This window comes from Cellulosimicrobium sp. So1_17 (assembly GCF_055181235.1).
The window spans coordinates 3,009,343-3,034,859 of record NZ_CM143702.1 but is presented as its reverse complement, the minus strand read 5'-3'; the positions used below and the strand labels follow the sequence as shown (position 1 = coordinate 3,034,859).

Annotated in this window: 20 protein-coding genes; 10 read left to right on the top strand and 10 right to left on the bottom strand. The window is 71.8% G+C overall.

Features of this window, described 5'->3' with window-relative positions; all coding sequences use genetic code 11:
• Window positions 1-297: 297 nt before the first annotated feature.
• Complete coding sequence (locus tag ACZCLJ_RS13340; protein WP_463104046.1) at window positions 298-1,629, top strand: MFS transporter; 1,332 nt, start codon at window positions 298-300, stop codon at window positions 1,627-1,629.
• On the opposite strand, the gene ACZCLJ_RS13335 is transcribed toward ACZCLJ_RS13340, so the two are convergent.
• On the bottom strand, window positions 1,630-2,913 hold the full coding sequence (locus ACZCLJ_RS13335) for an epoxide hydrolase family protein (protein WP_463104045.1): 1,284 nt from the start codon (window positions 2,911-2,913) through the stop codon (window positions 1,630-1,632).
• A 380-nt stretch (window positions 2,914-3,293) separates the two neighbouring features.
• On the opposite strand from ACZCLJ_RS13335, the gene ACZCLJ_RS13330 reads away from it, so the two are divergent.
• Complete coding sequence (locus ACZCLJ_RS13330) at window positions 3,294-4,853, top strand: MDR family MFS transporter (RefSeq protein ID WP_463104044.1); 1,560 nt, start codon at window positions 3,294-3,296, stop codon at window positions 4,851-4,853.
• Between the two features lie 300 nt (window positions 4,854-5,153).
• Here the strand turns inward: ACZCLJ_RS13330 and ACZCLJ_RS13325 are convergent, their stop codons facing one another.
• Window positions 5,154-6,638, bottom strand: coding sequence for a CCA tRNA nucleotidyltransferase (locus tag ACZCLJ_RS13325; RefSeq protein WP_463104043.1), 1,485 nt, complete (start codon window positions 6,636-6,638; stop codon window positions 5,154-5,156).
• 58 nt (window positions 6,639-6,696) lie between these two features.
• On the opposite strand from ACZCLJ_RS13325, the gene ACZCLJ_RS13320 reads away from it, so the two are divergent.
• The 8 genes from ACZCLJ_RS13320 (at window position 6,697) to ACZCLJ_RS13285 (ending at window position 17,675) form a co-directional block, all read left to right on the top strand.
• Window positions 6,697-7,440, top strand: a complete 744-nt coding sequence (locus ACZCLJ_RS13320) for an NUDIX hydrolase (protein ID WP_463104042.1) — start codon at window positions 6,697-6,699, stop codon at window positions 7,438-7,440.
• The gene (locus ACZCLJ_RS13315) at window positions 7,437-9,575 is read left to right on the top strand and encodes a DUF6049 family protein (protein ID WP_463104041.1); all 2,139 of its coding nucleotides are present in this window, start codon (window positions 7,437-7,439) and stop codon (window positions 9,573-9,575) included. The genes ACZCLJ_RS13320 and ACZCLJ_RS13315 overlap by 4 nt, the downstream gene beginning before the upstream one ends.
• Entirely contained in the window at window positions 9,572-11,485 is a 1,914-nt protein-coding gene (murJ, locus tag ACZCLJ_RS13310) for a murein biosynthesis integral membrane protein MurJ (RefSeq protein ID WP_463104040.1), read from the top strand. The genes ACZCLJ_RS13315 and murJ overlap by 4 nt, the downstream gene beginning before the upstream one ends.
• A 121-nt stretch (window positions 11,486-11,606) precedes the next feature.
• Window positions 11,607-13,532 carry a protein kinase family protein gene (locus ACZCLJ_RS13305; RefSeq protein WP_463104039.1) on the top strand — a complete coding sequence of 642 codons (1,926 nt, stop codon included), beginning with the start codon at window positions 11,607-11,609 and terminating at the stop codon, window positions 13,530-13,532.
• A gap of 121 nt (window positions 13,533-13,653) precedes the next feature.
• A complete protein-coding gene (gene trxB / locus ACZCLJ_RS13300) occupies window positions 13,654-14,682 on the top strand; it encodes a thioredoxin-disulfide reductase (RefSeq protein ID WP_463104038.1) in 1,029 nt (342 codons plus the stop codon).
• A gap of 74 nt (window positions 14,683-14,756) precedes the next feature.
• Window positions 14,757-15,089, top strand: a complete 333-nt coding sequence (gene trxA, locus ACZCLJ_RS13295) for a thioredoxin (RefSeq protein WP_251152949.1) — start codon at window positions 14,757-14,759, stop codon at window positions 15,087-15,089.
• Between the two features lie 75 nt (window positions 15,090-15,164).
• Window positions 15,165-16,514 carry an aminotransferase-like domain-containing protein gene (locus ACZCLJ_RS13290; RefSeq protein ID WP_251152950.1) on the top strand — a complete coding sequence of 450 codons (1,350 nt, stop codon included), beginning with the start codon at window positions 15,165-15,167 and terminating at the stop codon, window positions 16,512-16,514.
• Window positions 16,515-16,748: 234 nt separating this feature from the next.
• Window positions 16,749-17,675 (top strand): D-alanine--D-alanine ligase family protein, encoded by a 927-nt coding sequence (locus tag ACZCLJ_RS13285; protein ID WP_251152951.1) that lies wholly within the window; start codon window positions 16,749-16,751, stop codon window positions 17,673-17,675.
• 335 nt (window positions 17,676-18,010) lie between these two features.
• Here the strand turns inward: ACZCLJ_RS13285 and ACZCLJ_RS13280 are convergent, their stop codons facing one another.
• The 8 genes from ACZCLJ_RS13280 to rnpA form a co-directional block, all read right to left on the bottom strand.
• Window positions 18,011-18,703 (bottom strand): hypothetical protein, encoded by a 693-nt coding sequence (locus tag ACZCLJ_RS13280; protein ID WP_463104037.1) that lies wholly within the window; start codon window positions 18,701-18,703, stop codon window positions 18,011-18,013.
• A 672-nt stretch (window positions 18,704-19,375) separates the two neighbouring features.
• Entirely contained in the window at window positions 19,376-20,734 is a 1,359-nt protein-coding gene (locus tag ACZCLJ_RS13275; RefSeq protein WP_463104036.1) for a ParB/RepB/Spo0J family partition protein, read from the bottom strand.
• A complete protein-coding gene (locus ACZCLJ_RS13270; RefSeq protein WP_463104035.1) occupies window positions 20,731-22,155 on the bottom strand; it encodes a ParA family protein in 1,425 nt (474 codons plus the stop codon). The genes ACZCLJ_RS13275 and ACZCLJ_RS13270 overlap by 4 nt, the downstream gene beginning before the upstream one ends.
• Before the next feature lie 116 nt (window positions 22,156-22,271).
• Window positions 22,272-22,934: a 16S rRNA (guanine(527)-N(7))-methyltransferase RsmG gene (gene rsmG, locus ACZCLJ_RS13265; protein WP_463104034.1), complete on the bottom strand. Its 663-nt coding sequence runs from the start codon at window positions 22,932-22,934 to the stop codon at window positions 22,272-22,274.
• 150 nt (window positions 22,935-23,084) lie between these two features.
• Window positions 23,085-23,615 carry a Jag family protein gene (locus ACZCLJ_RS13260; protein WP_463104033.1) on the bottom strand — a complete coding sequence of 177 codons (531 nt, stop codon included), beginning with the start codon at window positions 23,613-23,615 and terminating at the stop codon, window positions 23,085-23,087.
• A 44-nt stretch (window positions 23,616-23,659) separates the two neighbouring features.
• Window positions 23,660-24,724 (bottom strand): membrane protein insertase YidC, encoded by a 1,065-nt coding sequence (gene yidC, locus ACZCLJ_RS13255; protein ID WP_463104032.1) that lies wholly within the window; start codon window positions 24,722-24,724, stop codon window positions 23,660-23,662.
• A gap of 54 nt (window positions 24,725-24,778) precedes the next feature.
• Window positions 24,779-25,150: a membrane protein insertion efficiency factor YidD gene (gene yidD, locus ACZCLJ_RS13250; protein ID WP_463104031.1), complete on the bottom strand. Its 372-nt coding sequence runs from the start codon at window positions 25,148-25,150 to the stop codon at window positions 24,779-24,781.
• Window positions 25,147-25,515, bottom strand: a complete 369-nt coding sequence (rnpA, locus tag ACZCLJ_RS13245) for a ribonuclease P protein component (protein ID WP_463104030.1) — start codon at window positions 25,513-25,515, stop codon at window positions 25,147-25,149. Before rnpA ends, yidD begins: the two co-directional genes overlap by 4 nt.
• Window positions 25,516-25,517: the final 2 nt, after the last annotated feature.

The window sequence follows — 25,517 nt, the reverse complement described above, 5'->3', positions numbered from 1 at the left end:
AGGATCAGCGCGACCGACAGGTCGAGCGCTGATCTGACCGCTCCGACGTAGTACGCGGGTCCGCGGGTGGGGGCGGTCTCGGTGCTCGGGCTGCCGCGCCCTCACCCTGGCTTGTCGGCCGGAGGTTCAGGAGCGCGGCTCCACGCCCTTCGCATCCGAGACCGCCCCCACCCGCTCGCACGTCGTCTCGCCCAGGCGACCAGGTCTCTGTCTCGCCGGCCCAGGGCGACCACCGCCGTCGACCGACCATCGGGGCCGTACCGCCGTCGGGCACGAACTGAAACGTAGGGTGGACGTGTGGGTGTGATCTCCGAGCTCCGGGCGCTGCTGCGCCTCGAGGGCTTCCGTCGGCTGTTCGCGGTGCGGCTCGTGTCGCAGGCCGGCGACGGCATGTTCCAGGTCGGCCTCGCGTCCCTGCTGTTCTTCTCGCCCGAGTCGCAGGGCACGGCGTCGGCGATCGCGGGCGCGTTCGCGGTGATGCTCGCGCCGTTCACGATCGTCGGCCCGTTCGCCGGCGTGTTCCTGGACCGGTGGCAGCGCCGCCAGGTCCTCGTGTGGGGCAACGCGGTCCGCGTCGTCCTGACGCTCGGCATGGCCGTGCTCATGCTGTCCGGCGGGGTGAGCGCCTGGATCTACGCGGTCGGCCTCGCGGCGCTCTCGGTGAACCGCTTCCTCCTGGCGGGCCTGTCCGCGGGTCTTCCGCGCGTCGTCGACGGCCCGCTGCTGCTCACGGCCAACTCGCTGACCCCGACGCTCGGCGCGGGGGCCGCGTTCGTCGGCGGCGGCATCGGCTTCCTCCTGGGCCTGACGTTCGAGCCGGGCCGCGTCAAGGACTCCTCGGCGCTCGTGTGCGCCGCGCTCGTCTTCGCCGTCGCGTCCCTGCTCGCGCTGCGGCTCGGCCGCACGCAGCTCGGTCCCGACCGCCCCGCCGAGGCCGCGATCGCGAGCGAGATCGTCAAGGTCGCGCGCGGGCTGGTCGACGGCGCGCGCTACCTCGTCGCGCGCCGCACGCCCGGTCAGGCGCTGCTCGCGATGGCGACGCACCGCTTCCTCTACGGCGTCGTGTTCATCGCGTCGATCCTCATCTCGCGCAACCTGCTCGACCCGGGCAACCAGGACGCGGGCATGGCGACGTTCGCGATCGTCGTCGGCCTCACGGGCGTCGGCGGCGCGGGCGCGATGGTGCTGACCCCCACGCTGTCGCGGTACACCGGCCCGCAGGCGTGGATCGCGATCATGCTGCTGCTCGCCGCGGCGAGCCAGCTCCTCCTCGTCACGACGCCGTCGCGCGCCGTCGTCTACACGGGCGCCGCGCTGCTGGGCCTCGCCGCGCAGGGCACGAAGATCGCGGTCGACACGATCGTCCAGCGCGACACCGAGGACGGGTACCGCGGACGGGCGTTCGCGTTCTACGACGTCCTCTACAACGCGGCGTTCGTCGGCGCCGCGGCCCTCGCCGCCTTCACCCTCCCGGACACCGGGTGGTCGCGCGGCGTCTTCGTCGCGCTCGCCGTCGCGTACGTGCTCGCCGCGCTCGTCCTGTGGACGCGCGGCGCGCGCACGCCCGCCGAGACCGGGCGCGCCGTCGTGGCCGACGCCGCGACGACGTCGGGCGCGACGCCCGCCTGATCAGCCGGTCGGCTCCGCGGCCCGGTCGGGCCCCGTGGTCCGGTCGAGCTGCGCGGCCCCGTCGAGCTCCGCGGCGAACGCCCGCAGGTCGTCGACGACGAGCTGCGGCTCCTCGAGCGCGGCGAAGTGCCCGCCGCGCGGCATCGTCGTGAACCGCCGGACGTCGAAGAACCGCTCGGCGTACTCGCGCGGCGGCGGAAGGATGTCGCGCGGGAAGATCGCCAGGGCCGTCGGCACGTCCACCCGCACGGACCAGCCGGCGTCGTCGCCCCCCTCGCCCCAACCGCCCTGCGAGCTCGCGCTGTCGTCTTCCGCGCCGTCGTCGCCCGCACCCTCCCAGGCGTCGTCCGAGGCTCCGTCTCCCCAGTCGCCGTCGAGACCCTCGTTGTACAAACGCATCGACGAGCGGATCGAGTTGGCCACCCAGTAGAGCATCACGTTGGTGAGCAGGTCGTCGTCGGACGGCAGGGTGTCGGACAGGTACGCGAAGTGGTCGACCAGCCACGCGGCGAGCCCGACCGGCGAGTCGCTCAGGCCGTAGGACAGCGTCAGCGGACGCGACGACTGGATCCCGACGTACCCGCCGCGCGTCTCGCTCCACGTCTCGAGCGCGGCGAACATCGTGCGCTCGGCCTCGCTCGCCGTCTCCCGGTCGACCAGGAACAGGTTGGGGAACGGGACGTCCGTGAGGTGGAGACCGATGACGCGGTCGGGGTGGGCGCGCGCGACCTCCTGCGCGACGACGGAGCCCCAGTCGCCACCGTGCGCGAGGTAGCGCTCGTAGCCGAGCCCTGTCATGAGCCGCGCGACGACGTCGGCGGTCCGGGTCCCGCTCACGGTCCCGGCCTCGGGCTGCTCCGAGAAGTCGAAGCCGGGCAGGGACGGCACGACGACGTCGAACACCGGCTCGTCGGGACCGACGCCGGGGTCTCGTCCCGTGAGGCGGTCCACGACGTGCGCGTAGCGGTAGAACGAGTCCGCCCAGCCGTGCAGGAGCAGGACAGCAGCGGCGCCCGGTCGCACGGCGCGCTCGTGGATCGCGTGCACCTCGTGCCCGTCGATCGTCGTCGCGACGTGGTGGAACCGGTTCAGCCTCGCCTCGTGCGCCCGCCAGTCGTAGCCGTCGGTCCAGTGCGCGGCGAGTCGCCGCATCGTCGAGAGCTCGGTGCCGCGCTGCCATCCGTCCGTCTCGGGCTCGGAGGGCCAGCGCGTGCGGAGGAGCCGGTCGCGCAGGTCGTCGAGCGCGGCCTGCGGGACGTCGATCGTGAACGGACGGAACTCCATGAAGGCCTCCGGTGCTCGATGGGGTGTGTCGTCGACGCTACGTGTCATAGCGGTCAGATCCTGTCCTCTATCTCCGCTCGTCCGCGGAGCTTCCCGCAGGATCGGACTGCCCGGAGACCGATGACTCCGGGGGCGAAAAGAAGTCGTCACGTCCGGTGGGAATAACGCAGGATGAGGATCGGTCGTACAGGGTACGGATCTTCGTGGCGGACGCCGCGAGGCCCGGCCGGCCCGACTCCCCGGGCCTCCCGACCGACCTCCCCCGACACCGCCGTCGCGTGCCTCGCACGCGACCTCCGGGCTGCCCCCGTGCAGCCCGAACCCGCCCCCGCCGGCCTGGACCGAGACCGGCGCACCGAACGACGCGAGCGGAGAACTCCGTGCCAGCCTCCCCCTCCCCCGACACCACGGCCCGACCCCTGCCCGGCGACGCCGTGACCGACGCTCCCGTCACCGACGCTCCGGTCACCGGCGCGCCGTCGGGCACCGCGACGCACGTCGGCGTCGACAAGCTGCCGCGCGAGGACTTCCTCGTCATCGCGCTGCTGCTCGTCTCCGCGTTCGTCGTGATCCTCAACGAGACGACGATGAGCGTGGCGCTCGCGCCGCTGATGACCGACCTCGGCATCACGGCGAGCACCGGTCAGTGGCTCACGACGGCGTTCATGCTCACGATGGCCGTGGTCATCCCCGCGAGCGGCTTCCTGCTGCAGCGGCTCGGCACGCGCGGGGCGTTCCTGCTCGCGATGTCGCTCTTCAGCGCCGGCACCCTGCTCGCCGCGCTCTCGCCCGGGTTCTCCTGGCTGCTCGTCGGGCGTGTGGTCCAGGCGTCGGGCACGGCCATCATGATGCCGCTGCTCATGACGACGATCATGACGCTCGTCCCGCCGGCGATCCGCGGCAAGGTCATGGGCAACATCTCGATCGTCATGGCCGCTGCGCCGGCCCTCGGCCCGTCGCTCTCGGGCCTCATCCTCGACACGCTGAGCTGGCGCTGGGTGTTCGGCATCGTCCTGCCGATCGGGCTCGTCACCCTGGTTCTCGGCTTCCTGTACGTCCGGGACGTGGCGGACCGTACACACTCGCGCCTCGACCCGTTCTCCCTCCTGCTCGCCGCGCTCGCGTTCGGCGGTCTGGTCTACGGCCTGTCGAGCATCGGCGAGGCCGCGCGGCACACCCCGGTGGTGGCGCCGTGGATCCCGATCGTCCTCGGAGCCCTCGCCCTCGGCGCGTTCGCGTGGCGTCAGGTGCGCCTCCAGCGCGAGGACCGGGCGCTGCTCGACCTGCGCGTGTTCGCCTCGCGCGGGTTCAGCGTCCCGCTCGGAATCATGGCCGTCGGCATGGTCGCGATGTTCGGCTCGCTCATCCTGCTGCCGCTGTTCCTCCAGGACGCGATGGGTCTCGAGCCGCTGCAGACGGGCCTCATCGTCCTGCCGGGCGGGCTGCTCATGGGTCTGCTCGGCCCGACCGTCGGCCGCCTGTTCGACCGCGTCGGACCCCGTCCGCTCGTGATCCCCGGCGTGAGCGTCGTGGCCGTCGCCCTCGCGGCGTTCACGACCATCCACGCCGACTCGTCGCCGTTCTTCGTCCTCGCGCTGCACGTCGCGCTGAGCCTCGGCCTCGCGTTCATGTTCACGCCGCTCTTCACGACGGCCCTGTCGTCGCTCCAGCCGAACCGCTACTCGCACGGCTCTGCGGCCATCGGCACGGTCCAGCAGCTCGCCGGCGCCGCCGGCACGGCGATGTTCGTCGCGGTCATGACCACGCGGTCGATCGCCTACGAGGCCGACGGCGCGTCGCCGCAGGTCGCGCTCGCCGAGGGCGTCGGCGACGCGTTCGTCTGGGGCACCGCGGTCATGCTCGTCGCCGTCGGTCTGTCGTTCCTCCTGCGCCGCGCCCCCGCCGGTCCCGGCGGAGCCCCGGTCCCGTCCGGCCACTGACGAGCCACCGTCCCGAGGCGACGTGTTGCAGGGACCACGTGCCGTCGTCGTCAGGCGCCGGACGGGCGCCGGACGAGAGCGGTAGGGCGCTCTGGAGGACGCCGGACGAGACGGGAGTCCGCTCACGAGGGCGCCGGTCGAGGCCGGAGGGGCGGCCGTGCCGGGTCGTGGCGGGTCTGGCGGGAGCGGTGCGAGGAACGAGCACCGCGGATGGTAGACCCGGCACGGCCGCCCCGGAGCGCCTCGTCCGGCGCCCGACCCGCCCAGCGCCCGACCCGCACGGCGCCCACCCGGCGCCGGTCAGCCGGCCGTCGACTCCGGCTGCTCGGCCCACCACCGCAGGAGGTCCTCGCGGGCGACGTCCTCGTCGACCGGTCCACGGTCGAGCCGCAGCTCCAGCAGGTGCTTGTACGCCCGACCGACGACCGGGCCCGGACGGATGCCGAGGATCGCCATGATCTGGGCGCCGTCCAGGTCCGGCCGGACGGCGTCGAGCTCCTCCTTCGCGCGGAGGTCGGCGATGCGGTGCTCGAGGTCGTCGTACGACTCCCGCAGCCGCTGTGCCTTGCGGCGGTTCCGCGTCGTGCAGTCGGCACGGGTCAGGCGGTGCAGCCGCTCGAGCAGCGGCCCGGCGTCGGTGACGTACCGGCGCACCGCGGAGTCCGTCCAGGCGCCGTCGCCGTACCCGTGGAAGCGCAGGTGCAGCTCGACGAGCCGCGCGACGTCCTTCACGACCTGCTTGTCGTAGCGCAGGGCCTTGAGCCGCTTCGCGACCATCTTCGCCCCCACGACCTCGTGGTGGTGGAAGCTCACGCCGCCGCCCTCCTCGAACCGCCGCGTCGGCGGCTTGCCGACGTCGTGCAGGAGCGCGGCGAGGCGCAGCACGAGGTCGGGCGCAGGGACGGCGCCGTCGGGCCCGGTCTCCTGCGCGATCGCCTGGTCGAGCACCGTGAGCGAGTGCTCGTACACGTCCTTGTGCCGGTGGTGCTCGTCGATCTCGAGCTTGAGCGCGGGCAGCTCGGGCAGCACGTGGTCCGCGAGGCCCGTGTCGACGAGCACCTCGAGCCCGCGCCGCGGCTCGGCCGCGCACAGCAGCTTCGACAGCTCGTCGCGCACGCGCTCGGCGGAGACGATCTCCACGCGCTCGGTCATGAGGACGAGCGCGGCGAGCGTCCCGCCGTCGACCTCGAACCCGAGCTGCGCCGCGAACCGCGCGGCACGCATCATGCGCAGCGGGTCGTCGTCGAACGAGCGCTCGGGTGCGATCGGCGTCCGCAGCACGCGTCGCGCGAGGTCGCCGAGGCCGTCGTACGGGTCGACGAACGTCATCTCCGGCACGCGGACGGCCATCGCGTTGACCGTGAAGTCGCGGCGCGACAGGTCGCCCTCCAGCGTGTCCCCGAACGCGACGACGGGCTTGCGCGACGTCGCGTCGTACTCGTCGGACCGGTACGTCGTCACCTCGACGACGATCTCGGGCGAGAACCGCTTCGCGCCGATGGTGCCGAACTCCTTGCCGATGTCCCAGTGGGCGTCGCCCCACCGCGCGAGGATGGCCTGCGTCTCGTCCGGGGACGCGGACGTCGCGAAGTCGAGGTCGTTGCTCGCCCGGCCGAGGAACGCGTCCCGGACCGGGCCGCCGACGAGCGCGAGCTCGTGGCCTGCCGCGCGGAACGCCTCGCCCAGCTCGATCGCGGCCGGCGCGAGCTCTGCGAGCACGGCGAGGGCGCGGCGCTGCAGCTCGAGCGCCGCAGGGGTCGGCGGGGAGGACGGTGGCGTGGGCACGACACCCAAGCCTGCCAGATGGGACGGTCGGCGGAGCGCCACTCGGTAGTGTTGGTGCATGTCCACCCCTGCGCGCGCCGACGACCCCCGGAGGTCTCCGGGCGCCGGTGGGCCGGACGACAGCGGCACGACGGGGGGACGCGGGCACGAGCGTCCCGTCGCCGTCCCTGCCCCGCCCGGAGGGCATCCCCTGCACATCGACCCGCGCGCCCGCGCCGCTCCGACGCCGACGCCGCTCCCCGTCGTGGAGGAGGTGTCGGCCGGCGGGCTCGTCATCCACGACACCGCCGACGGTCCGAGCGCCGCGGTCATCGCGCGCCGCAACCGGGGCGGCCGGCTCGAGTGGTGCCTGCCGAAGGGCCACCTCGAGGGCGCGGAGACGCCCGAGCAGGCGGCCGTCCGCGAGATCGCGGAGGAGACAGGCATCCGGGGGGAGGTCCGCGAGCCGCTCGGCGTCATCGACTACTGGTTCACGGGCGACGACCGCCGCGTCCACAAGGTCGTGCACCACTTCCTGCTCCGTGCGACGGGCGGCTACCTCACGGTCGAGGGCGACCCCGACGGCGAGGCGGAGGACGTCGCCTGGATCCCGGTCGGCGAGCTGCCCGATCGCCTCGCGTACCCCAACGAGCGGCGGATCGCCCTCGTCGCGCACAGCGTCCTCGCCGGCCGGCCGGCGCGGTTCCACGGGACGATCACGAGTAGGGTGACCGGGACGATCGTCCGCTCGTCCCGCCGGCCGACCGACGAGCCGGGCGGGCCGCCACCGCCTGCCCCACGGAGCCCCGCCGACCACTCATGACGTCCTCCGACCCTCGCGGCGCGCGCGTGCACCACGCCGCCCCGGCCGCGCTGCTCGCGCTGCTCGTGCTCGTCCTCACGGTCCTCGCCCCGGTCACGAGCCGCGCTGCCCCGTCCGTGGTCGCCGCCGACGTCACGCCGACCGACGGCGAGGTCACCGTGACGATCGACGCCCTGTCCCCCGGCGTGCTCTCCGCGGGCGGGACCCTGGCCGTGACCGCGACCGTCGCCAACGGGACGGACCGCACGCTCGACGCGCCCGCGGTCGACCTCGGTGTCCAGCGCGGTGCCGCGGTGACCCGCTCGGCGCTCGACGCCTGGGCGACCGCCGATGCCTCGACCCTCCCGGGGAACCGCGCCGCGCGCGAGACGCTCGACCCGCTCGCACCCGGCGCGACGACGCAGGTCGCCTTCTCCGTGACCGCGGCCGAGCTGAGCCTCGGCGGCGCGAGCGACTGGGGGCCGCGCGGGCTCGCCGTCCGGGTGTCCGACGGCGGGGAACGCCTCGCCGTGCAGCGGACCTTCGTCGTCTGGGCGCCGACGGGCGAGGTCCCGCCGGTCCGGCTGAGCGTCGTCGCCGCGGTCACGGGCCCTGCGGTCGACCCCGACCCCGAGACGTACGACGACGCGCTGTCTGTCGCGGTCGGCACGGAGGACGAGCCTGGTCGGCTGGCACGGCTCACCGCTGCGACCGGGCCGACGTCCGAGATCGGCTGGGTCGTCGACCCGGCGCTCGTCGCGGCCGCACAGGGGTCCCCGGACCCGGCCGTGACCGCGTGGGCCGACGAGGTCCTCACCGCCGCAGAGGCTCGGACGACGTTCGCTCTGCGCGCCTACGACCCCGACGTCGCGGCCTACGCCCACGCGAGCGTCGCGCTGCCCGAGGGGACACCGCTCCCCGGCGCGGACCCCGTTCCCGCGGTCCCCGAGGACCGGACGGCGACCGCGGCCTGGCGGACGGACCTCGCGTGGCCCGCCGAGACGGTCCCGGACCTCCCGACCGTGACCCTCGCCGCGTCGTCGGGCGCGTCGACCGTCGTGGTGGGCGGTGACGCGCTCACGCCGGACTCCTCCCTGACGTACACGCCGACCGGCAGCGCGCGGGTGTCCACGTCGGCGGGCGACGTCACGGCCCTCGTCCCGGACCCGGTGCTCACGGGTCTCCTCGCCGCGGGCAGCAGCGCCGAGCCCGTGACGACCCAGCGGCTCCTCGCCGAGACCGCGGTGATCGCGCGGGAGCGCCCCGCCGACCTCCGCAACGTCCTCGTCGCGCTGCCGCGCGCGTGGGACCCGGACCCCGCGGCGTTCACCGCACGCCTCGCCGCGCTGGAGTCCGCCGCCTGGGCGGACGTCGTCCCGGTCGACGACCTGCTCGCCGCGGCCGTCCCGGAGGTCGCGCGAACCGCCCTGCCGGAGAGCTCGCCGGCCGCGGACGAGATCTCGACGACGCAGCTCCGGACGCTCGCCCGCGCGCGCGACGGCCTCGCCGCGTTCGCCACCGTCGCCCCCGACCCCGCGGCGCTGACGCGACCCCTCGAGAGCGGGTTCGTGACACCCACCTCGGTCGCGTTCCGCGCCGTCCCCGCGGCGCGGACCGACGCGGTCCGGCAGGCCGAGCAGTCGACCCGGGCGGTGACGGGGAGCATCTCGATCGTGCGCGGTTCCTCGATCCTGCTGCTCGCCGAGCAGCAGAGCCTTCCGATCCGGCTGAGCAACGACCTCGACCAGGACGCCGTGGTCCAGGTCGTGCTGCGCCCCGACGAGCCCCGCCTCAAGGCACCCGACCGTGAGACCGCGACGATCCCGGCCGGTTCCGAGGTCACCGTGCAGGTCCCGGTCGAGGCCGCGGGCAGCGTCAACGTGGTCGTCGACGTCGAGGTGGTCAGCCAGGTGCGGCCCGACGTGCGCGTGGCCGAGCCCCAGAAGTTCGTGGTCCGGGTGCGTGCGGACTGGGAGTCCGTCGGCACCGTCGTCGTCGCGGTCCTCCTCGCCGTCGGGATGCTCGCCGGCATCTGGCGGACGGTGCGGCGCGGGAGGTCCCCGCGACGGCTCGCCGGGGCGACCGTCGACCAGCCCGCCCTTCCCCCGACCGACCCCCCGACCGACCCGCCGACCGACGGCGAGCCGCGCCGATGACCGGCGCACCGCGCCACGTGCGCCCACCGGGCGAGGGCCACGGCGACCGGCCCGGCACGACGCGCGGGGCCGGCCGCCCCGGGCCGTCGACACTCCCGGGCGACCCCGCGGCGTCGGGCATGCCCGACGAGGTCGCCGAGGCCGGCGTGACCGACGCCCCGTCCGACGGCTCGCGCACCGGTGGGCTCGGCCGGTCGTCGGCGCTCATGGCGTCGGGGACGTTCGTGTCGCGCGCGCTCGGCCTGGTGCGCAACGTGCTGCTCGTCGCGGCGATCGGCACCACGGGCCTGGTCGCCGACGCCTTCGACGTCGCGAACAAGATCCCCAACGTGCTGTTCGCGATCCTCGCGGGCGGCGTGCTCAACGCGGTCCTCGTGCCCCAGATCGTGCGGGCCTACCGGGCCCACAACACGCAGGAGCGGCTCGACAAGCTCCTCACGCTGTCGGGCGTCGTCCTGCTCGCGATCTCCGCTCTGCTCACGGCCGGGTCGAGCATCCTTGTCGCGCTGTACACCGGCCCGGGGTGGACGTCGCCCCAGATGTCGCTCGCCGTGGCGTTCGCGTTCTGGTGCACGCCACAGCTCTTCTTCTACGGGCTGTACACGCTGCTCGGGCAGGTCCTCAACGCGCGCGGCCAGTTCGGGCCGTTCATGTGGGCCCCGGTGCTCAACAACGTCGTGTCGATCGCCGGGTTCGCGGCGTTCATCGCCGTCTACGGCCCCGCGGCCACGGGCAACGTCGACGACCTGTCGCAGTGGGACGGGCCGAAGATCGCGCTGCTCGCCGGGACCGCGACGCTCGGCGTCGCCGCGCAGGCCCTCATCCTCGTGGTGCCGCTGTGGCGCGCCGGCTTCCGGTGGCACGTCCGGTTCGGGCTGCACGGCATCGGGCTCCGGTCAGCGGGCCAGGTCGCGCTGTGGACGTTCGCGGCCGTGCTCCTCGAGCAGGTCGGCGTCCTGTTCACGACGCGGTTCGCGAGCGAGGCGCCGCGCGCCGCTCTCACCGACGCGTTCGGCAGGTACGCCGACGACCCCGGCGCGCTCGGCGTCGTCACCGGCCTCACCGCCGGCGCCCCCGAGGCGTTCGCCGACTCGCTCACCGTCGCGGGCAACGCCGCCTACACGCAGGCGCTCATGATCTACCTGCTGCCGCACTCCCTCGTGACGGTCTCGATCGCCACCGCGCTCTTCACGGGCATGAGCGCGGCCGCGCACGCCGGCGACGTCGCGCGCGTGCGGCACGACCTGTCCCGCGGCGTCCGCACGGTCGGCGTGTTCACCGTGTTCGCGACCGCCGTGTTCGTGGTGCTCGCGCTGCCGATCACCAAGCTCCTCGTGCCCTCCGTCGACGCCGCGTCCGGCGCCGCCGTCGCACAGGTCCTCGTCGCGATGGCGTTCGGCCTCGTCCCGCTCGGCGGCATGGTGCTCATGAAGTGGGTCTACTACGCGTTCGAGGACGGCCGGACCGTCTTCTGGATCCAGGTGCCGGGCACGATCGTGCTCGTCGGCGTGTCGTGGCTCGCGACCCGGACGCTCGACCCGCACTGGTGGGTCGTCGGTGTCGGTGCCGCGATGAGCCTGTCCAACCTCGTCGCCGTCGCCCTGCGGACGGTCGGCCTGCGCCGGACGCTGCGCGGTCTCGACGGCTTCCGGATCGTCCGCATGCACGTCAAGGCGATCCTCGCGGCCGCCCTGAGCGCCGGCGTCGGATGGGGCCTCCTCCAGCTCCACGGCCGGTTCCTCGGCGAGATCTACGGCCTGTCGTGGGGGCACGCGGTGCTCGTCGTCGGGGTGGTCGGGGTCGTCATGACCGCCGCGTACGTCGGCGGCCTCAAGCTGCTGCGCGTGCGCGAGCTCGACCAGCTCCTCGGGCCGGTCCTCGGCCGCGTCCGACGTCTCGTGCGGCGATGAGGGCCGCACCCGAGCGGGCCCTCGCACGGGTCTGCCGACGATCCTTTCCCTGGATACCCGGGCATTCCGGGCCCGCGTACCATGTGGTGGTGTCGACCACGAGTCCCCCGAAGGAGGTCCGGTGAACGGCGTGGCCCCCGGAACACTGCTCGTCGCCCGCTACCGGTTGGACGAGCAGCTCCCGTCCGACCTCGCCGACGTCACGGCCTGGTCGGCGCACGACCAGATCCTCGACCGGCCCGTGCGGGTCTCGCTCGTCACCGGCGCGCACGTCGCCGACGCGCTCGACTCCGCGCGCCGTGCCGCGCTCGTCGCCGACCCGCGCCTCACCCGCGTGCTCGACGTCGGGGCGGAGGACGGCGCGGCGTACGTCGTCACCGAACCGTTCGTCGGCATCACGCTCGCCGAGGTCGTCGCGGGCGGCATCGTCGACCCGCAGCAGGCCCGCGCCATCGTCGGAGAGGCCGCCTCCGCGCTCGAGGCTGCCCGACGCCGCGGGGTGCACCACCTCGCGCTGCGCCCGGACGCCGTCCGGGTCGACGGGAGCCGCGTCGTCGTGACCGGGCTGGGCCTCGACGCCGGCGTCGCAGGACAGGACCAGCAGGACCCCGACCGCACGTCCCGGGCGGACGCCGTCGGGCTCGTCGCCCTCCTCTACTACGCCGTCACCGCCCGCTGGGCGGGCCCGTCCCTGGACGTCCCCTGGATCTCCGCGGACGCCATCCACCCGCTGCCCGCCCAGCTCTCCGGCGACCGGGCCCTCCCGCCGTCCGCCGTCCGCTCGGACGTGCCGGCCGAGCTGGACGAGCTGTGCAGCGAGACCTTCACCGCCGCCACGGGCGACGCCGCGTCGTGGACCGGGCCTGTCGCCGGAGGTGGGCCGAGCACGCCCGCCGACGTCGTCTCGGCGCTCGAGCCGTGGGGCGAGGTGTCCGTGGTCGCCGCGCTGCCCGCGTTCGTCCAGCCCGGCGCGGCCGCCTCCGCCGCAGGCGTGAGCCGTCAGTCCGTACGGACCGCGTTCGACGGCGGGGCGTCGGCCCCGCCCGGGACGCCGCCGCCCGCTCCCCCGGTCCGCCGCCCCGCCACCGGGCGGATCCACCGCGTAGGTGCCGTCCCGGGGGCCGCCGGCTACGCGGCTGCCGGGTACGCAGCCGGAACCGCCACGTACGGCCAGGAGCAGGCCGCCGCCACCGCGGTCGGCCCGCCCCCCACCGGCCCGCTGCCCGTGCCGCCGCCGCCCGCGTACGACCCGGGCGCCACCCCGACCCAGGCCTACCCCGCGCCCGCCGGGACAGCCAGCTCCTCCGCTCCCGCGGTCCAGCAGCCTGCCGTCGAGCTGCCCGCTGCGCAGAGCGCCGAGGGCAGCTGGGGCGAGCCCGTCCCCCGCCGTGGGCCACGCCGCTTCAACGCGACGCCGTTCGTCCTCGTGCTGGTCGTCCTGCTCGTCGGAGCCGGCGTCTTCTGGGCGGTCGACACCGCGTTCGACGGCTTCTCGCCCGCCGTGCAGTCCGACGGCCGCGAGACGACGGGTGAGGAGACCCCCGCCGAGGGCGAACCGGGTGCGACCGACGGCGGCGGCGAGGAGCCCGCACCTGCGCCCGAGGTCCGGCCCGTGATCGCCTCCGCCCAGGCGCTCGACCCCCAGGGCGACGCAGACCCGGGCAACGAGGGCGAGCACCCCGAGGCCGTCGCGCTCGCCTTCGACAGCCAGCCCGAGACGTTCTGGTACACCCGTCGGTACAACAGCCCCGACTTCGCCGGGCTCAAGGACGGCATCGGCTTCGCCGTCGTCCTCGAGGAGAAGGCACCCGTGCAGACGATCGTCATCGACTCGGGTGTGAACGGTGGCAACGTCGAGATCCGTGCCACGTCGCCGGGCACCCCGACCGAGGGCGAGGTGCTCGCGTCCGGTCCGCTCTCACCCGGCGTCGAGTTCACGTTCCCCGAGCCCGTCGAGGCCGAGTCCATCGTGCTGTGGTTCACCGAGCTGCCGCAGAACGCGGCGGGCGAGAACCGCATGGAGATCAACGAGATCCTGCTCTCCTGAGACGCAGCGCAGGACCCACGCCGTACCGTGGGAGGAGCGCGCCGCGGAACAGATGGGCCGTCGCCGGCGTTCACCACATCGCGCGGCGGGTACGTCGCGCACCGACACCGAGGAGCATCACGTGACCGAGCAGCCGACCGTCGAGAACCTGATCATCGTGGGATCGGGTCCTGCTGGCTACACCGCGGCGATCTACGCCGCCCGCGCGGGCCTGGCGCCCGTGGTGCTGGCCGGTTCGGTGACCGCTGGCGGTGCGCTGATGAACACGACGGACGTCGAGAACTTCCCGGGTTTCCCAGACGGCGTGATGGGTCCGGACCTCATGGAGTCGCTGCGCAAGCAGGCCGAGCGCTTCGGCGCCCGGGTCGAGTGGGACGACGCGACGTCGCTCGAGCTCGACGGCCCCGTGAAGACCGTCGTGACGGGCAACGGTGACACGTACCGTGCACGAGCCGTGATCCTCGCGACGGGGTCGGCGTACCGCGAGCTCGGCCTGGACGACGAGAAGCGGCTGTCCGGCCGCGGGGTGTCCTGGTGCGCGACGTGCGACGGATTCTTCTTCCGTGACCAGCACATCGCGGTCGTCGGTGGCGGCGACTCCGCGGTGGAGGAGGCCACGTTCCTCACCCGGTTCGCCTCGAAGGTGACGATCGTGCACCGTCGCGACGAGCTGCGCGCGTCCAAGATCATGGCCGACCGCGCCCTCGCCGACCCCAAGATCGAGTTCGCGTGGAACTCCGAGGTCGTGGGCATCGACGGCGAGAGCAAGGTCGAGGGCGTGCGCCTGCGCGACACCGTGACCGGCGCCGAGAGCGCACTCCCCGCCACGGGCCTCTTCGTCGCGATCGGGCACGAGCCCCGCAGCGAGCTCCTCGCCGGACAGATCGACCTCGACGACGAGGGCTACGTCCAGGTCGTCGGCCGCACCACCGCGACCAACCTGCCCGGGGTCTTCGCGTGCGGCGACCTGGTCGACCACACCTACCGCCAGGCGATCACCGCGGCCGGCTCCGGCTGCTCCGCCGCGCTCGACGCCCAGCGCTACCTCACCGAGCTCGCGGACGCCGCGGGTCTGGCAGACCTGGCCGGGACGCCCGAGAGCCCGAACCCGGAGGAGCTCCCCGAGGCCCTCGCCGAGATCCGCGCCTGACGCCTCTCGACATCTTCCCACCCGTCCCGCGACGGAGGTCGTCCCCCGTCGCCACTCCACCCTGGAGGTCACGCATGGCCACCGTTCCCGTCACCGACGCCACCTTCCGCGACGAGGTCCTCGCGTCCGACGTCCCCGTCCTCGTCGACTTCTGGGCCACCTGGTGCGGTCCGTGCCGCCAGGTCGCGCCCATCCTCGAAGAGCTCTCCGAGGAGTACGGCGACAAGATCAAGATCGCGAAGCTCGACACCGACGCGAACCCGGAGACCACGGGCGCCTACGGCATCGTGTCGATCCCGACCCTCAACGTCTACGTCGGGGGCGAGCTCCAGCGCTCGATCATCGGCGCTCGTCCGAAGCGTGCGCTGACCGAGGAGATCGACGCCGTCCTCGCCACGACGGCCTGACGCACCACGTCCACGACGCCGGAGGGCGGGCCGCTTCGAGCGGTCCGCCCTCCGGCGTCTTCACGGGATCCCCCGATGCGTCGTGCGAGACTGGGAAACGTGAGCGCGCCCACCCCTCCCCCTCAGCCGACCTCCGCCGGGACCCGCCTCGACCCGTGGTTCGGCGCCTACGCAGAGCGCGCGCACGGGATGCGCGCGTCGGAGATCCGGGCGCTCTTCGCGGTCGCCAACCGCCCCGAGGTCGTGTCGCTCGCCGGCGGGATGCCCTACCTCGAGGGCCTGCCGCTCGACACGATCGCCGACACGATGCAGCGGCTCGTCGCGACGCGCGGGACGACAGCGCTCCAGTACGGCTCGGGCCAGGGCGACGAGACCTTGCGCGAACGCATCCTCGACATCGTCCGGCTCGAGGGCATCGACTGCCACCCCGACGACGTCGTCGTCACGACCGGGTCGCAGCAGGCGCTCGACCTCGTCACGAGGATCTTCATCGACCCGGGCGACGTCGTGGTCGCCGAGGCCCCGAGCTACGTCGGAGCGCTGGGCGTCTTCCGCTCCTACCAGGCCGACGTCGTCCACGTCCCCCTCGACGAGCACGGACTGGTCCCTGAAGCGCTCGAGGAGACGCTCACCGCCCTTGCGGCCGAGGGCCGGCGGGTCAAGCTGCTCTACACGGTCCCGAACTTCCACAATCCCGCCGGCGTGAGCCTGTCCGCCGAGAGGCGTCCTCGCGTGCTGGAGATCGCGCGCCGGCACGGGGTCCTCGTCATCGAGGACAACCCTTACGGCCTCCTGGGCTTCGACGGTCAGACACTGCCCGCCCTCCGCTCCCTCGACGAGGACGGGGTGCTCTACCTGGGATCGTTCTCGAAGACGTTCGCCCCGGGTTACCGGGTCGGCTGGGTCGTCGCCCCCCACGCGGTCCGGGAGAAGCTCGTCCTCGCGAGCGAGTCCGCGATCCTGTGCCCGTCGAACGCGTCTCAGCTCGCCATCGCGGCCTACCTGGACACCAGCGACTGGAAGGGCCAGATCAAGCAGTTCCGCGAGCTCTACCGCGAGCGTCGCGACGCGATGATCGGGGCGCTCTCGGAGCACCTCCCGACGGCGCGCTGGACCGTCCCCGAGGGAGGTTTCTACACCTGGGTGCGGCTCCCTGAAGGCCTCGACGCCCGCTCGATGCTCCCGCGAGCGGTCACCGCCCGCGTGGCCTACGTCCCCGGCACGGCCTTCTACGCGGACGGCACCGGGGCCGACCACGTGCGCCTCTCGTTCTGCTTCCCCACCCCGGACCGTATCCGGGAGGGTGTGCGCCGCCTCGCCGGCGTCGTGAACGCCGAGCGCGAGCTCGTCGAGATCTTCGGGACCGGCGCTGCGCTCGACCCCGACCTCACGGACGTCGAGAACCCCTCGCCCGACCTGGCCTGATCGCCACAGCCATCTCACCGTGGGCTCGGCGCGTGACTCCGCGCGGGCTCGTCGACAAGGAGTCCGACCGTGGACACGACCACAGGCACCCCCTCGCAGGCCGACGAGCGCACGGCGCGCGCGGCAGAGGGCGACACATCCCGTCCGGTGGGGACGGAGGGTACGGGTCAGCCTTCTGACCAGCGCTTTCGTGCAGAAGGCGCTGACACGACTTCGGAGCCTGCAGGGCATGTCGTGATCCTCGCCGGTGGGCTCTCGCACGAGCGAGACGTCTCTCTGAGGTCAGGTCGACGCGTCGCCGAGAGCCTGCGCGCCGCCGGCCTCGACGTGTCCGTGCACGACCTCGACGCGACGCTCCTGTCCTTCCTGGACAAGCACCGCCCCGACGTCGTGTGGCCCCTCCTCCACGGCGCCAGCGGAGAGGACGGGTCCGTTCGCGACATGCTCGAGCTGCTCGGGCTGGCCTACGTCGGAACCGGGCCCCGGCAGAGCCGCTCCGCCTGGAGCAAGCCGGTGGCGAAGAGCACCGTGCTCGGCGCCGGGATCACCACCCCCGAGTACGTGACGCTCCCCCAGAGCCTGTTCCGCGAGCTCGGCGCGCAACCGGTCCTCGATGCCGTCGTGGCACGCCTGGGACTGCCCCTCGTGGTCAAGCCCACCCACGGCGGCTCTGCCCTCGGGGTCACGCTCGTCACCTCGGCCGATGCACTCCCTCGCGCGATGGTGAACTGCTTCGCGTATGGGGAGGTCGCGCTCATCGAGCGCGCCGTGCAGGGGGTAGAGCTCGCGGTGAGCGTCGTCGACCTCGGCTCCGGTCCCTCTGCACTCCCGCCGGTCGAGATCGTGACCGACGGCCCCTACGACTACGACGCGCGGTACAACCCCGGCCGAACCGAGTACTTCGCTCCGGCCCGTCTCGACGACTCCGTTCTCCAGGCGGTGCAGGACGTGGCCGTTCGGGCGCACTCCGCTCTCGGGCTGCGCGACCTCTCCCGTACCGACGTCATCGTGGACCCCGACGGAGTGGTGCAGTTCCTCGAGGTCAACGTGGCACCGGGAATGACGGAGACGTCACTGTTCCCGCAGGCAGCGCGAGCGGCCGGGGCTGATCTGCCCGCTCTGTACCGTGCTCTCGTGGACCTCCACGTCCGCTCGCGCTGAGCTCGCGCTCGGCCGTGTCCGGCCGCGTCGGACAGCGAGCCCTGACTGGCCCGCCCTCCCACGGCCGGCGACAGCGGTCGTCGCGCGCACTTGCTCCGCGCGACCCTGTTGTCCTGCTCCCCTGCCCCTCGCGCGGGACGACCAGCGTTTCACGTGAAACACGCCAGGCCCGCGACGTACGGCTCTCAGGTCTCGATCGTGGCACGCCGTAGCCCCGAGAGGTTCCGGTGTTTCACGTGGAACCTCCCTGCTCGTCGGCACCGTCGTGCCCACTGCGGGGAATGTGAATTACCCGACCGACGGGGCCGCTGGCATCGTGCGATCGGGAGCGCTGGTCATGAGCTCTCGACACCGAGAGCGTCCAACGCAGACCGCAGTGCTTCCGTGTCCGTGCCTCGCGCGAAGGCGGGGATCCGCAGGAAATCCTCGAGGTCCGCGCGCGAGAAGTCTCCGAGCGCATCGGCACGCCCCTCACGGATCGCCGTGACGATAGTCGGGCCGTGGACGAAGAGAGGGTCCGTGAGGCGCAGCTGACCGCCCGCCGTCTGCAGGATGTTGCCCGGACGGATGTCTGCTCCGCCCCAGGTCCGAAAGCGTCGCACACCCGTTGCCAGCAGGTCGTTGATCCGGAGGCGCAGATCGTCGATGGCGGCGTGCTCCACCAGGTCGGCGCGGGAGCCCTGAGAATGCGCGCTGGTTGTGCCGCCCATACCGAGAGACCTCACGAGTCGTGCGGCGCGGTCCTCGTCTGCGGGGTGGAGGCGTTCCATGTAGACGACGTACCCCTTGTGGCGCAGCGGGACGAGACTGTCGATCCGGACGAGGAAACGATTCAGCGAGCCTACGAGGCAGGCATCGGCGAAGAGGCGGAAGGCCGGGTCGAAGGGCGTGACGCGAGCCGCCCAGAGATCGTCCGGGGAGGCGAGCACCCACGCCCAGTCCCCCGCTCCGACCAGGCGCCACCCTGCCGACTCGAGCGAAGCACGTGCTTGGTCGGCGGTGGTCTCAGGGGCGAACGACGGGTGCACGAACCGAGGATCCCTCTCAACATCCGCCGGGTCACGTCCTTTTCACCGGCTGCGTGCGAGTTCGGTACTGATCGCAGATGTGCCGCCAGTGCTGCTCGAACGATTGCCGTCCGTGCCGCTCGAACGAGTGCCGCCTGGTCGGAACGGGAGCGTCGCGTGGCAACAGTCGCTCGAAAGAGCTCCATCCCTCTGGTGACGGACTCAGCCGTGTTTCACGTGAAACCGGTCGTACCGGCCTGACGATGGTTCGCATCTGACGCGTTCTCAGCGCCTCCGCACCCCGCCATCACGTCGCTCTGGCATCCGGGTCATGGACGTTTCACGTGGAACCGACCGGACCGACTGACGGCCGCCGGGCGTTCTCTCTGGCCTGCCAGAGAACTCTGGGATCGGGCGTTGTCGGTCCCGTTTCACGTGAAACAGCCCGTCGTCGGGGAACGGATGGATGCGTTGTCCGCGTGCAAAGGCGCGGACGAACTGGCTGAGTCCGACGCAGCCTGGGGAGACCGTGCCGCGATGCGTCGCCCGGAGGCTCGCCTGTGCCACGCGTAGGCAGGCCAGGCCAACCGCCGACGGGCCGACGGGCCGACGGGCCGACGGGCCGACGGGCCGACGGGCCGGCGGGCGAGAGATACCCGGACGCCGCACGCACCTTGCCGTACTCCGCCATAACTACTGCCGCAGCAGACCCGGATCCTCCGGAGCCATCACGTCGAGGATCCTGTTCAGGTCCTCCACAGACGCGAACTCCACCGTCAGGCGGCCCTTGTTCTTCCCGAGATCGACCTTGACCCGCGTCTCGAACCGATCGGACAGACGCGTTGCCAGCTCGTCGATGGCAGCGGAACGCTGTCCCGCCCTCGGGGTCCGAGCCTGCCGACGCTCCTGGTCCAACCCGCCCATGGCGACGATCTCCTCCGTGGCGCGCACGGAGAGCCCTTCCGCGACGATGCGCTGAGCCAGTCGCTCGATCTCACCGCCGTCGGTGAGACCCAGCAACGCGCGGGCATGGCCGGCGGACAGGACGCCGGCTGCAACCCTGCGCTGGACGAGAGGAGGGAGCCGCAGCAGGCGCAGAGTGTTCGAGATCTGCGGGCGGCTCCGGGAGATCCGCTCGGCGAGCTCTTCGTGAGTGCAGCCGAAGTCGTCCAGAAGCTGTCGGTAGGCAGCTGCCTCTTCCAGCGGGTTCAGCGCACTCCGGTGCAGGTTCTCGAGGAGCGCGTCGCGCAGGAGGTCTGCGTCGTCGGTCTCGCGCACGATCGCCGGGATGGCGGACATGCCTGCCGCCTGAGTCGCGCGCCAGCGACGCTCACCCATGATGAGCTCGTAGGAGCCGTTCTCCCCCGGCACGGGACGAACCACGATCGGCTGGAGGACGCCGATCTCTCGGATAGAACCGACGAGCTCCTCGAGATCACTGTCATCGAAGACGGTCCGTGGCTGCCGCGGGTTCGGCCGGATCGACTCGACAGGGATCTCGGCGAATCGCGCGCCCGGGACGGGCACGAGGTCGTCTCCGGCGCCTCCGACCCACTGCAGCTCCGCGTCGAGCGGGTCCGCACCCGCTGACGGCGAGGTTCCCTCATTCTCGCCCAGGGCAACCTCGGATGTTTCACGTGAAACGGTGGTGTCGGAATCCATGGCCGCAGCGTCTGTCGCAGGGCCTTGAGCCTCGCTCGCAGGCGCTTCCCTCGCGATGAACGGCTGCTCAGCACGAGCAGCCTGATCCGTCTGTGCCTCTTCGAGGGCGCTGAGCTCAGCCAGGTCCTGCTCCGAGAGGCTGACGACTCCGATGACGTCAGCGGGACCGGGCGTGCCGTCGAGCGTTGCGACGGCAGTCTCCGCACCGGAACCCTGCACGGGGTCGACGCCAGGAGCGGCCGTGACGTCCGCGATCGACTCCTTGCCGTGCGTGTCGCCATCGTTCGCCGGCGCGCTCGGAAAGAACACGTCGACGGGGCGCTTGCCCTCTGAGCTCGTCGGGATCAACGCACCGAGACCGCGTCCCAATCCGCGCCGCTTCTCACTCATCGCTGCTCCTCCAGTCGGACTGCCGGTCCACCGATGGACGCGGCGAACTCGTGCTCGTTCCTCGTCATCCGGACACCATCCAAGTCGTCGGCGTCCGTCACGCTGCCCGCCCCGTGCTCCGAGCCGTCCTCGCGCTGCTCCCGAGCCTCATCGGCACGTTGCGAGCTGCCAGGACTGTCGTCAGGGGACGTGATGGTGTGCTCCGGGTTGTCGACGCCTTGCTCTGGGTTGGCGGCGCGGTGGTCGAGCGATTCGACGCCGCCATGCTCCGAGAGGCTGGTGGCAGGCCGCCCTGCGCTCGGAGCAGGCTCCGAGCCTCGATCCGCGTCCACGTCCGCCTCGAGCTGCTGCCCAGCGGTGCTCATATCCATCGACCGTCCGTTCTGCGACGGGTCCAACGGAGCCACGACGCCTGGCGCACGCTGGGTCAGCTCGCGCGCTGCTTCGAGGTACGCCAGCGCGCCCGTCGACCCTGCGTCGTAGGTCATGACTGTCTGTCCATGACTGGGTGCTTCGGAGATTCTCACGGATCGCGGGACAGTCGTGCGGAGCGTCTGGTCCGGGAAGTGCTCTCTCACCTCCGACGCGACCTGCTGCGCGAGGTTCGTCCGCCCGTCATACATGGTGAGAAGAATGGTGGAGACGTGCAGGCCGGGGTTGAGGTGAGCCTTGATCAGCTCGATGGTCTTGAGGAGCTGACTCAAGCCTTCCAGCGCGTAGTACTCGCACTGGATCGGAATGAGCACCTCACGCCCGACGACGAACGCGTTGATGGTCAAGAGGCCAAGGCTTGGCGGGCAGTCGACGAGCACGTAGTCGATCGGGTCGAGACCCGCGGCGACGCGCTGCTCGAGGTACACATCGAGCGCGCGTCGTAGCCGCGTTTCACGTGAAACCATCGACACGAGCTCGATCTCCGCACCCGAGAGGTCGATCGTTGCCGGGACGCACCACAGGGTCGGGATGTCGGGGCACTGCTGAACCGCCGACTCCAGAGGTGAGCCGTCGACCAGGACTTCGTAGATCGACGGAGTACCAGCACGGTGGTCGACTCCCAGAGCTGTCGACGCGTTGCCTTGAGGGTCGTTGTCGATGACCAGCACGTTCAAGCCGGCCTGCGCAAGGCCCGCAGCGATGTTCACCGTCGTGGTGGTCTTCCCGACGCCGCCCTTCTGGTTGGCGACGGTGATGATCCGCGTAGCGGTCGGTCGGGGGAACCGGCGTCCTTGGAGATCGATCCGACGACGCGCATCGATGGCTAGCTGTGACGCCAGCGGTGTGCTCTCGTCCGTCTGAGGGAGGCTTGCCATGAGGGCGGCACGCCGATCGTCCTCGGCGGGGACGCTCCCTTCCGAGAGCCTGTCGGCACCGCCGTCCCAGCCCGTAGCACCGGTGTCGACCTCGTGGGTGCTCTCGGTCACGCGCCTCTCCCTCTTCGACTCTTCGACCAGCAGACGCCGAGCTTCATGGACCGGGCCTTCGAGGCTCTCCCCGACAGGTCTCTCGTCACACGCCTCGTCGATCCCGAGACGCCTGCTCAGCGGGTCCCAGTCTGCCGCACGATACGGACGACGGTCGTACTCTCCACTCCGGGGATCGTCGGCGCGTCGAAGATCTCAGGGTCGGACCCCTTGAACTTGCGGATCGCCTTCCGCGCAGGGTCGACCTCTTGGGCGACGTTTCGCCCCTTCAGGACGATCATCTCTCCGCCCGGTCGTACCAGGGGCATCGACATCCGCACCAGCTTGTCGAGGGAGGCGACAGCGCGGGACGTCACTGCGTCGCACTCGAACGCCCCGTGAAACTCTTCGGCGCGCCCTCGCTTGACCTCGATGTTGGCCAGACCAAGGTCGTCGGCGATCTCCGTCAGCCACGCACAGCGACGCTCCATCGGTTCGACCAGGTAGACCGACGCTTCGGGGCGCAGCGCGGCCACCACGATCCCCGGGAGACCCGCACCCGACCCGATATCCGCGATCAGGCCGCTCTCCGGAAGGAACGGAACCACAGCAGCGGAGTTCAGGATGTGTCGATCCCAGATCCGGGGCACCTCGCGCGGACCGATCAGGCCACGGAGCTCTCCCTCGTCCGCGAGGCGCCGCGCGTAGGTCGCGACCTGGGGATACGCGTCACCGAAGTAGGCCGCCAGCTCCGACTCGCCGAACCGCGACCCGAGCTCAGCCTCCATCTCAGCATCCATGAATCCGTTGTCCTCCCTCGTCTCGTTCCACGCTCCATCGTTTCACGTGAAACACCTCTCGACGCCGACCGTGACTCCTCGGCGACACATCCTCACCAACGACGAGCGCCCCCCGTTTCACGTGAAACAAGGGGGCGCTCGGTGGCACGACTACTGGGCGGGATGGATGACCACGTACCTCTGGGGTTCCGTGCCCTCGGAGTCGCTGCGGAGGCCGGCCGCCGCAACGGCGTCGTGGACGACCTTTCGCTCGAAGGCGTTCAGCGGGTCCATGGTCACCGTTGCCCCCTCGACACGGACCTTCGCGATCGCCTCTTCGGCCAGTGCCGTCAGCTCACGACGCCGCTGCGCACGGAACCCGGCGACGTCCAGCATGAGACGACTCCGCTCCCCCGTCCGTGCCTGAACGGCGAGCCGGGTCAGCTCCTGAAGGGCCTCGAGCACCTCGCCGTCCTCGCCGACCAGGACCCCGAGCTCGGAGTCGTCGTCCGCGACGATCTCGACCGCCGCACGATCGTGCTCGACGTCGATGTCGATGTCGCCACCGAGATCGGCGATGTCGAGCAGCTCTTCCAGGTAGTCGGCCGCGATCTCACCCTCCTCCTCGAGGCGGGTCGGCTGTCGGGACGTGGTCTCCTCGGCGGTGGTGTCGTCGGGCACGGGGGTATCGGTTGATGGCATACGGATGCTCCTCGGTGCGGCAGGGTCGCGCGACGGCGCGGGGTCTACTGCTTCTTCTTGGGCTTCTTCGCCGGCCCCGTGGCTGGCGGATCACTCGGGCCCTCATCGACGACAGGTGCGTCCTCGATCGGGTTCTTCTGCCCGTTGGTCGCAGCGGCCGGCCCGGAGATCTGCGGCCGGCTCTTCTGGCGGTCCTTGCGCTTCGGCTGCTGGCGCTGGCCGCGCGGCTCCTCGATGACCGGAGCTGCGTCCTCGACGACGCCCTTGGCCGCCTTCTTGCGTGCCTGGCGCTCCTTGAGCAGACGCTCCGCCTCCGAGCCGGGCGCGGGCATCCGGCGGATCGTGTAGAACTGCTGCCCCATGGACCACAGGTTCGTCGTGGTCCAGTAGACGAGGACACCGACCGGGAAGTTGACACCCGAGACCGCGAAGATGAAGGGGAAGACGTAGAGCATCATCTTCTGCGTCGAAGCCATCGGGCCCTCGAGAGCGGCCTTCGGCATGTTCTTCATCGTCAGCTGGCGCTGCGTGAAGAAGGTCGTGGCGCACATCGCCACGATGAGCACCGCGATGACGATCCGTGCCTGGAGATCGTCGGTCCTCAGGAAGATGTCCGACAGGTTCGCGCCGAAGACCGACGAGCTCTCGATGTCGCTCGCGACCGACGCGTCGATCGGGCCGATCGGGTCGTCCTGGCCGGTCGAGATGGGCACGAGCCCGTTCAGCACGCGGAAGAGAGCGAAGAAGATCGGCGACTGCAGCAGGATCGGCATGCAGGAGGCGAACGGGTTGGTCCCGTGCTTCCTGTACAGCTCCATCGTCTCGCGGCTCATCGCCTCACGGGACGCCGGGTCCGACTTGCCCTTGTACTTCTTCTGGATCGCCTGCATCTCGGGCTGCAGCATCTGCATGCCGCGCGACGCCTTGATCTGCTTGAAGAAGAGCGGGATGAGCAGGATACGGATGATGATGACGAGGCCCACGATCGACAGGACCCACGCCGGTCCGGGACCGTCGGAGAAGCCCAGGTACGTCAGGCCCTGGTGGCACAGGTACATGATCCACGCCACGGCCCATTCGATGGGGGCGAGGAACGCGAAGAAGTCCATCGGTGACTGCTCCCTAACCTTCTGACAAAGCTCGTGAATCGCCCGCTGCGGGGCTCAGGACTGGTGCGTGTGCGCGTCTCGTGCCGGCGGCACGTCGTCGACCCCGCCAAGGCTCCAGGGGTTGCAGCGGAGCAACCTCCAGAGAGCGAGGCCCGTGCCGCGCAGCGCACCATGCCGCCGGACAGCGGTCAGGGCGTACTGGGAGCAGGACGGGTAGTACTTGCAGGTGGGCCCGGTCATGGGCGAGATCACGGACTGGTACGCCCGGATCATCCCGATCAGAGCCAGTGCCGGGACGCGACGCAGGAGATCGATCACCGCGTGCGTCGCGCCCGCACGGGCAGCGTCCGGCTGCTGATCCGGGGAGTCGGGACCGTCGTCGACCGTGCTCGTCGCCTGGGCGTCCCGCATCCGAGTCGCGGTCACGGCCGCGCGCTCTCGTGCTCGCGCCACCGGGAGACGGCACGGTCAAGACCACGGGCGACGTCACGGTCGAGCTGCTCGAAGGTCGCCGACCCAGAGGCCGGGAGCGCTCTGACGACTGTCCGACTGCGCGCCGGGAGGGCTGCGAGATGCGTCGCGACGGAAGCGCGGAGGCGGCGCTTGACGAGGTTCCGGTGCACCGCGTTCCCCACCGCCTTGGATACGACAAAGCCGACCTGTGGCGCGTCCTCGCCCCGAGCATCCTCGGAGAGGTGGACGACCACGGTCGACCTGCCAGCACGCACGCCGCGGCGCACCGCCCGTTCGAAATCTACGGAACGGCGCAGTCGGTGCGCCGCGGGGAGCACGC